This is a genomic window from Leucobacter sp. M11, from assembly GCF_035726885.1.
Classification (GTDB): Bacteria; Actinomycetota; Actinomycetes; order Actinomycetales; family Microbacteriaceae; genus JAPFRB01.
In genome coordinates this window covers 166,130-172,580 of the sequence record NZ_JAPFRB010000006.1, presented here as the reverse complement: position 1 = coordinate 172,580, position 6,451 = coordinate 166,130, and the positions used below count along the sequence as shown (strand labels likewise).

Annotated in this window: 7 protein-coding genes; 1 reads left to right on the top strand and 6 read right to left on the bottom strand. The window is 70.8% G+C overall.

Going from position 1 to position 6,451, the window contains the following annotated elements:
* Window positions 1–541 precede the first annotated feature (541 nt).
* On the bottom strand, window positions 542–1,015 hold the full coding sequence (locus OOT08_RS17895; protein WP_325094212.1) for a DIP1984 family protein: 474 nt from the start codon (window positions 1,013–1,015) through the stop codon (window positions 542–544).
* 100 nt (window positions 1,016–1,115) lie between these two features.
* On the bottom strand, window positions 1,116–1,487 hold the full coding sequence (locus OOT08_RS17890; RefSeq protein ID WP_325094211.1) for a DoxX family protein: 372 nt from the start codon (window positions 1,485–1,487) through the stop codon (window positions 1,116–1,118).
* A gap of 183 nt (window positions 1,488–1,670) precedes the next feature.
* On the opposite strand from OOT08_RS17890, the gene OOT08_RS17885 reads away from it, so the two are divergent.
* The gene (locus OOT08_RS17885; RefSeq protein ID WP_325094210.1) at window positions 1,671–2,114 is read left to right on the top strand and encodes a winged helix-turn-helix transcriptional regulator; all 444 of its coding nucleotides are present in this window, start codon (window positions 1,671–1,673) and stop codon (window positions 2,112–2,114) included.
* Here OOT08_RS17885 and OOT08_RS17880 read toward each other — a convergent pair.
* The 4 genes from OOT08_RS17880 to OOT08_RS17865 form a co-directional block, all read right to left on the bottom strand.
* On the bottom strand, window positions 2,111–3,070 hold the full coding sequence (locus OOT08_RS17880; RefSeq protein ID WP_325094209.1) for an NAD(P)/FAD-dependent oxidoreductase: 960 nt from the start codon (window positions 3,068–3,070) through the stop codon (window positions 2,111–2,113). The two genes, OOT08_RS17885 and OOT08_RS17880, sit on opposite strands and share 4 nt — an antisense overlap.
* A gap of 2 nt (window positions 3,071–3,072) precedes the next feature.
* Window positions 3,073–4,590: a glutamate--tRNA ligase gene (gene gltX, locus OOT08_RS17875; protein WP_325094208.1), complete on the bottom strand. Its 1,518-nt coding sequence runs from the start codon at window positions 4,588–4,590 to the stop codon at window positions 3,073–3,075.
* A gap of 10 nt (window positions 4,591–4,600) precedes the next feature.
* A complete protein-coding gene (gene yczE / locus OOT08_RS17870) occupies window positions 4,601–5,236 on the bottom strand; it encodes a membrane protein YczE (RefSeq protein WP_325094230.1) in 636 nt (211 codons plus the stop codon).
* A partial coding sequence (locus OOT08_RS17865) for an MFS transporter (RefSeq protein ID WP_325094207.1) occupies window positions 5,236–6,451 on the bottom strand: 1,216 nt, incomplete at its 5' end. The genes OOT08_RS17865 and yczE, both read right to left, overlap by 1 nt.

The window sequence follows — 6,451 nt, the reverse complement described above, 5'->3', positions numbered from 1 at the left end:
TTTGGCATTTGACATTGTGCACGCTATTGAGTTCTCAAGGACCAGACACCCGCCGTACCACCCGAAGGCTTCCGAAGAGTTCTTCTCTCGAAGTTTGGTCACACTGCTATTCATCCCTCCCGAGGGAGTTTTGAGAGTGTGTCTGTCTCGCTGTGACTGCCGGGCCGCTGTCCGCGTCCCGCACCGTCTTGCTGACAAGAGATAACTATACGCAGGCCCCAGCCCCGCCACAACTCCGCCCATCACCCCGGGCGTGTCTCTGCGGGCACCGTTCCCAAAACCCCAGCACTCCACAAAGATCACTCATTTCCGCCGGGAGATCCCCGATCCCGCCCTCCCCACAATCCGACCAGCGCGCGGTGATGCGATGTGCCCCGTGCGGGGCAAAACTGCCCCCTGCGCGGGTGCCCCGTGCGGAACATGCGCCGTGCGGGTTTCCCCTGGCGGTCGGTTCCGCGACCGTGACGTGCTGCCCAAACCCCGGGCAGCGTGGGGGTGCGCTCGCTTCGGATCGAAGGTACCGACTCCCGGCGTCCTCCCCCTACCCGCCCGGCCCCACCTCGATCAGCTCGGCGGACCAGTTCGCCTCCTGGATCGCGGTGTCCAGGTCCCGAAGCTCCGCGGAGAGTCGGTCCGCGTCTCGGCGGACCGCGGGCACCTCGACCGCGGAGACCCAGCGCAGCTCGCTCCGCTGCCCGCGCTCGGTGCGCTGGGAGGCCTGGTCCGCAACCCGGCGCAGCAGCTGCACCCGGCCGCGAAGCACGTCCCGCTTCGCGAGCGCCGCGGTCATCGTCGGGGTGACCCGGGTCGGCACCGTCAGGTTCGTCTGGTTGATGCGGAGGATGAGCTCCTCCAGCTCGGCCGAGAGCCGATCGTGCTCGGCGATCAGGGAGCGGGTGTCCTCGGCGGGCTCATCCCCCTCCTGGACGAGCACGTTCTGCTCGGCGCGGCTGGCCAGCTGAGCCAGTCGGGCGCTGAGGTCGGCACGGAGGGCTAACGCTTCGGCGAGTTTCATGGGCTCAGCTTAACCGCGTCGCGCCCCCGGGTCGAGGACCCGGGGGCGCGAATCTGCCGTCCCGTCGCATTGCGTCGCCCGGCGGGGCGAGCCGGGCTGCCTAACCCAGGAGGCGGAGCGCGCCGACGACCGCGGTCGCGAGCGCGAGCAGGCCGAGCACCACGTTCTTCGGGATGTCGGATCGCTCATCGTGGATGAGGTGGAATCGCGCGGCGAGCGCCATGACGCACACCAGCCCGAGCGCCGCGACGACCGAGATCCACGGCTGGATACCGAGCCACGCGGCCAGCCCAGTGCCCAAGCCGCCGAGCACCTCGGTCCAGCCGACGAAGCGAACCATCGCCGGGGTGTACTCCCGGGCGAAACTCATTTGTTCGCGGAGCTTCGGGATCGGCACCACCAGCTTGGCGCCGCCGGCCATCAGGAAGAGGAGACCGGTCACGGTGGCCAGGATGAGGTGAGCAATGATCATCAGGGATGTCCTTTCAGACAAAGTTAGTTACTCTGAGTGCGTGACGCACGAAACATCCGTTATACACGAACGCCGCCACGCCCTGCTCGGTGCGTCACGCACCCGGGCGTGCGTCAGGCCGCGATCCCCGGTCGTCCGTCGCCGCCGCTTCCTCCCCGACCCCGCTCCCCAAGAAAGATCAGCATGACTCTCGATTCCCGCCCCGCCTCCGCCCCCGATCCCTGCCGCGAACTCCGGGAGGGCATCGGACCCTGCCACGCGGAGCACGAGGACAGCCCCCTCATCCGGGATTTGCTCGCCCGGCTGGCCGATAAGTGGAGCCTGCTCGTGATCGGGGTGCTCTCCGAGGGACCGCTGCGCTTCGGCGAGGTGCAGCAGCAGGTCGCGGGCATCAGCCATCGGATGCTGACGCAAACCCTGCGGCACCTGGAACGCGACGGGATGGTCACGCGGACGAGCTTCCCGGAGATCCCCCCGCGGGTCGAGTACGAGGCAACGACCCTGGGCCGGCGGCTCAGCGTGCCCGTGCTCGCGCTCGCGCAGTGGGTGAGCGAGCACCGGACAGAAATCCTGGCCGCCCGTGCGGGCTACGACGAGCGACAGGAGCGGTCGAGCTCAGCGCCCTAGGCGCTCTCCTCGGGGAGGGCGGCCCGGATGAGATCGAGATTGATCCGGGCGGCAACCCGGGCCCCGCCACCCGCGGCGATGATGAGCTGCTGCGGCCCGGGGGGCACGATGTCCCCCACGGCGTAGATGCCGCGGACCGAGGTCTCGCCCCGCTCGCTCACGACGAGCAGTCCCCAGTCGTCCCGCTCGATCTCGGCGTCGGCCAGGAACTCGACAGGGGCGTGCCAGCGGGGCCGGACGAAGCCACCCACCCGCTCAATCACGGTTCCGTCGGCGAGCTGCACGCCGGTCATCTCCGCGCGCTCCCCCACCAGGTCGACGATCTCGCGGCGCTCGACGCGGATGCCGAGCGAGGCGAGCTGCGCCTCCTGCTCGGGTCGGACCGTGTCCGCGCCGTTCGTGAACACGATGAGGTCGGAGCTGAACCGGCTGATCAGGAGCGCCCGGGCGAAGACGTCCGTGGTCTCCCCGATCAGCGCGAGGGGCTTCTCGGACTTCTCGAAGCCGTCGCACTCGACGCAGCTGTGCAGCGCGGTGCCGTAAAAGGCGCGCATGAGCGGCAGCGGCGGCAGCTCCTCGGTCAGGCCAGCGGCGATCAGGACGCGCGAGGCGCGCACGTCGACGTTGGCGCCCCCGCGGATCCCGGCGGCGCGGACGCGGAAGCCGAGCGGATCCGCGTCAGCCGGCTGGCCCGGCTCGGCGGTGACCTCGGTCACCTTCGCCTGGGCGAAGCGGGCCGTCGGGTACGCTTCGAACTCCTCGCGCCCGAGCCGGCGCAGCTCCAGCGGGGAGGCCCCGTCCCGGGTCAGGAAGCCGTGCGATTGCAGCGTTGCGGAGTGCCGAGGCCGGTTACTGTCCACGATGAGCACGCTGCGGTTGGCCCGCACCAGGTTTAACCCGGCGGAGAGGCCCGCGGGGCCGCCCCCGATGATGACAACGTCGACAGTTTCGGTCACGGTTACGCCAACCGGCCGTTCAGCAGGGCGATGCGCTCGAGGCTGTCGGCGCGGCCGAGCAGCTCGAAGGACTCGAAGAGCGGGGGCGAGACGCGCCGGCCGGAGGCCGCGACGCGCAGCGGGCCAAAGGCGATGCGGGGCTTCAGGCCCAGCTCGTCAACGAGCGCGCCCTGCAGGGCGGCCTGAATTTTCTCGGTCGTCCAGTCGTCCTCGCCGAGGGCGGTGAGCGCCGCCGTCGAGGCGGTGAGCACCTCGGCCGCGTTCGCGGGCAGGGACGACATCGCGTCGTCCTCGATGACCAGCTCGGCGGTGGGCCGGAACAGGAAGCCCATCAGCCCGACGACCTCGCTGAGCACGGTCACCCGGCTCTGGACGAGGGGCACGGCCTTCGCGAGAATCTCTCGCTGGGCGGGGCTCGGCTCGACGGGGAGCACGCCGCCCGCGATCAGGTACGGCAGGATCCGCTCGCCGAAATCGGCCTCGTCCAGCATGCGGATGTGCTCCGCGTTGACCGAGTCGGCCTTCTTCTGGTCGAAGCGTGCCGGGTTCGGGTTCACGTCGGTCACGTCGAAGGCGGCGATCATCTCGTCGCTCGTGAAGATGTCGCGGTCGTGGCTGAGCGACCAGCCGAGCAGCGAGAGGTAGTTGAGCAGCCCCTCGGGGATGAACCCGCGGTCGCGGTGGTGCAGCAGGTTCGACTCGGGGTCGCGCTTGGACAGCTTCTTGTTGCCCTCGCCGAGCACGTAGGGCAGATGACCGAACTGGGGCACGAAGCTCGTCACGCCCACCTCGATGAGCGCCAGGTACAGCGCGATCTGGCGCGGGGTGCTCGAGAGCAGGTCCTCGCCGCGGAGGACGTGGGTGATGCCCATGAGCGCGTCGTCGACGGGGTTGACGAGCGTGTAGAGCGGGGCACCGTTCGGGCGGACGACGACGAAGTCGATCGTGGCACCCGCCGGGAAGGTGATGTCGCCGCGGACCAGGTCGGTGAAGGAGAGGTCTGTGTCGGGCACGCGCAGGCGCAGCGCGGGCTGGCGGCCCTCGGCGCGGAAGGCGGCCTTCTGCTCCTCGGTGAGGTCGCGGTCGTAGTTGTCGTAGCCGAGCTGCTTGGGTCGCCCGGCGGCCTCGTTGCGCGCGTCGATCTCCTCGGCGGTGGAGTAGCTCTCGTACAGGTGTCCGCCCGCGACGAGCTTCTCGATGACGCCCTGGTAGATGTCGCCGCGCTGGGACTGCCGGTAGGGGCCGTGCTCCCCGCCCGCGTCGATGCCCTCGTCCCAGTCCAGGCCGAGCCAGCGCAGGGAGTCGAGGATCTGGTGGTAGCTTTCCTCGCTGTCCCGGGCGGCGTCGGTGTCCTCGATCCGGAAGACGAAGGTGCCGCCGGTGTGCCGGGCGTAGGCCCAGTTGAACAGCGCCGTGCGCACCATGCCGACGTGCGGGGTGCCGGTCGGCGAGGGGCAGAAGCGGACGCGGACGTCCTGGCCGGTGGCGGAGGAGAACGGGGTGACAGTTTCGTGTGACATCCCCCCCAGCTTACTCGGTGCCCACCCGTTCCGTGGGGGCGCTGTCCGTTTCGGGCTTCGGGGTGACCGGTCCGAGGTCAAACAGGGGCAGGGCGATGTTGCAGAGGGGGCCAACGAGCCCCGCGAACAGGAGCGTGCCGAGGCCGACCGTGCCGCCCAGGAGCCAGCCGATCGCGAGCACGCTCACCTCGACCGAGGTGCGGGCGGCCCAGATCGGCCAGCCGAAGCGCTGGTGCAGGCCCGTCATGAGCCCGTCGCGCGGGCCGGGGCCCATCCGTGCGCCGATGTAGAGGCCCGTGGCCAGGGCAAGCAGGGCGATGCCGCCCAGGCACATGAGCAGGCCGATCCAGAACGAGGGGGCCTCGGGCAGGAACAGCATCCCGACGTCGATGAAGGGGCCGACGACGAGGATGTTGCCGACCGTGCCGAGGCCGGGACGCTGCCGGAGCGGGATCCAGGCGAGGAGCACGACCAGGCCGATCAGGGTCGTCAGGATGCCGATGGAGATCCCGATGCGCACGCTCAGCCCCTGGGAGAACACGGTCCAGGGGTCGTTGCCCACGCCGCCGCGGATGATGAGCGCGCAGGCGATGCCGAAGAGGACGTAGCCGACGAGCAGCTGCGCCCAGCGCCGGATGCCCCGCATCACCGGAGGACCTGGGCGCGCGTCAGGACCCGCACGCGAATGATGAAGACCACGAGCAGGATGAGGATCAGGGCCGCGACCCCGGAAACGAGCGAGAAGCCGCCCGCGGCGAAGAGGAGCCCGGCGCCGGCACCGGCTGCCGCCCCCGCGAGATTCATCGTGGTGTCGGACTGCCCCTGGCGCCGGGTCCGGGACTCGTGCGGGGTGACGCCGGTGAGCAGCGCGGCCCCCGCGACCGTTACCGCGCTCCAGCCGAGCCCGAGCAGGATCAGGCCGAGCTGGACGATCGTGCTGGAGTGGCCCCAGAGCCCGGTGCAGGCGACGGCGGCGAGCAGGACCGCGCCCCCGCCGAGCACGACGGGCACCGCGCCGAAGCGGCCCGTGAGCGAGCCAAAGACCGGCGAGAGGGCGTACATTCCCGCGATGTGCAGGCTGATGGTGAGGCCGATCACAGTGACGCCGTGCCCGCCGTGCATGAGGTGGAGCGGCGTCATCGCCATGACCCCGACCATGACCGCGTGCCCGAGCGCGATGATCGCGATCGCGAGGCGTTGCACCCGCGCTGCCCGCTCGGGGCTCAGCGGCACCGCGACGGACTCGGGGACGTGGCCCGTGGCGAGGTTCGCCGCGGCGAGCTCGCGCCCGAGCAGCAGCGGATCGGGGCGGAGGAAGAGCCAGATGGTCAGCGCCGAGGCGAGCTGGGCGACGACCGTGAAGGCGAACACCCCGGTGAGCTCGGGCAGCCCGAGCAGCGCCCCGATGCGCTCCCCCGGCCCGACCAGATTGGGGCCGAGCACCGCGCCGACCGTCGTCGACCAGACCACGAGGGAGAGGTCTCGGGCCCGGGAACGCCGGTCCGCAAGATCCGCCGCGGCAAAGCGGGACTGCAGCTGGACGGCGCTCGCGACGCCCAGGCAGGCCATCCCCGCGAAGAGGAGCCAGCCCGTCCCGGTGACGGCGGCGGTGACGACGAGGACCGCGCCGAGCACGGCGATCAGGTTGCCGAGCGACAGCGCGACGCGGCGGCCCCGGGTGACCGCGAGGCGGGCGAGCGGGATCCCCGCGATCGCCGCGCCGAGCGTGGAGGTGGTCGCGGCGAGCCCGCTCAGGGACTCGTTGCCCGTGACCTCGACGATGAGCAGGGAGCCGACCGAGAGGGTCGCCCCGACGCCGAGTCCGCCGAGGACCTGGGCGGCCATGAGGGTGCCGACGACG

Coding starts and splice junctions, on each gene's coding strand:
- OOT08_RS17895 (WP_325094212.1), bottom strand. CDS start 1,015: ATGAAACTCGCCGAAGCGTTAGCCCTCCGTGCCGACCTCAGCGCCCGA.
- OOT08_RS17890 (WP_325094211.1), bottom strand. CDS start 1,487: ATGATCATTGCTCACCTCATCCTGGCCACCGTGACCGGTCTCCTCTTC.
- OOT08_RS17885 (WP_325094210.1), top strand. CDS start 1,671: ATGACTCTCGATTCCCGCCCCGCCTCCGCCCCCGATCCCTGCCGCGAA.
- gltX (WP_325094208.1), bottom strand. CDS start 4,590: ATGTCACACGAAACTGTCACCCCGTTCTCCTCCGCCACCGGCCAGGAC.
- yczE (WP_325094230.1), bottom strand. CDS start 5,236: ATGCGGGGCATCCGGCGCTGGGCGCAGCTGCTCGTCGGCTACGTCCTC.